Here is a 1,295-nt window from a genome sequence, read left to right as displayed (position 1 = left end):
GCCCACATGGCACGGGTTTTGAAGATTGCCATGCGAGGCGGCGCGAGCTGCCTGCCTTTTACTCAGCGATGGATGGAACGAAAGAAGGAAGGCGATATGTCAGATTTGCGTCAAATCGCATTTTACGGCAAAGGGGGGATCGGCAAGTCCACCACCTCCCAAAATACGCTCGCAGCGCTTGTCGACCTCGGGCAGAAGATCCTGATCGTCGGATGCGACCCGAAAGCCGACTCCACCCGGCTGATCCTGAACGCCAAAGCACAGGACACGGTTCTGCATCTGGCAGCGCAGGAAGGTTCGGTGGAAGACCTTGAGCTCGAGGACGTGCTCAAGGCCGGCTACAAAGGCATCAAGTGCGTGGAGTCCGGCGGTCCGGAACCGGGCGTCGGCTGCGCCGGGCGCGGCGTCATCACCTCGATCAATTTCCTTGAAGAGAACGGTGCATATGACGATGTCGACTACGTCTCCTATGACGTGCTCGGCGATGTGGTGTGCGGTGGCTTTGCGATGCCGATCCGTGAGAACAAGGCCCAGGAGATCTACATCGTGATGTCCGGCGAGATGATGGCGCTCTATGCCGCCAACAACATCGCCAAGGGCATCCTGAAATATGCCCATTCCGGCGGCGTGCGGCTCGGCGGCCTGATCTGTAACGAGCGCCAGACGGACCGCGAGCTCGACCTCTCCGAGGCGCTGGCTGCCAGGCTCAATTCCAAGCTCATCCACTTTGTGCCGCGTGACAACATCGTCCAGCACGCCGAGCTCAGGAAGATGACGGTGATCCAGTACGCGCCGGACTCCAAGCAGGCCGGGGAATATCGGGCGCTAGCCGAGAAGATCCATGCCAATTCGGGCCAAGGGACCATTCCGACCCCGATTACCATGGAAGAGCTCGAAGACATGCTGCTCGACTTCGGCATCATGAAGAGCGACGAGCAGATGCTGGCCGAACTACAGGCCAAGGAGTCAGCGGTGGTTGCGGCTCAATAACTGCCGCTGTCGACAGGACGCGCTGGCCCTTGCGCCAGCGCGTCCTTCCAAGAAAGCCGCTTCGGCGACGACGACCTAACCCGAACCTTGAAAGGGGGCAGGGGCCCATGAGCCTTGATTACGAGAATGACAGCGTTTTGCATGAACAGCTCATTGCGGAAGTGTTAGCGCAATATCCAGACAAGGCGGCGAAGCGCCGCAAGAAGCACCTCAGCGTCGCAACGAGCGGCGACGAGCCTGGCGATGAGCCGAAGGCCCTTTCCGAATGCGACGTCAAATCGAACATCAAGTCCATTCCGGGCGTG

The 1,295-nt window shown here is 59.8% G+C and carries 2 protein-coding genes; both read left to right on the top strand.

What is annotated here, in order from left to right:
* Positions 1-96 precede the first annotated feature (96 nt).
* Positions 97-990 carry a nitrogenase iron protein gene (gene nifH / locus CO671_RS33070; protein WP_004675840.1) on the top strand — a complete coding sequence of 298 codons (894 nt, stop codon included), beginning with the start codon at positions 97-99 and terminating at the stop codon, positions 988-990.
* A gap of 107 nt (positions 991-1,097) precedes the next feature.
* A partial coding sequence (locus CO671_RS33065; RefSeq protein WP_016737551.1) for a nitrogenase occupies positions 1,098-1,295 on the top strand: 198 nt, incomplete at its 3' end.

The sequence above is a fragment of the Rhizobium sp. M10 genome (assembly GCF_002531955.1).
In the GTDB taxonomy this organism is placed as follows: Bacteria; Pseudomonadota; Alphaproteobacteria; order Rhizobiales; family Rhizobiaceae; genus Rhizobium; species Rhizobium etli_C.
The sequence above is the reverse complement of the archived record's forward strand: the minus strand, read 5'-3'. Positions and strand labels throughout refer to the sequence as shown.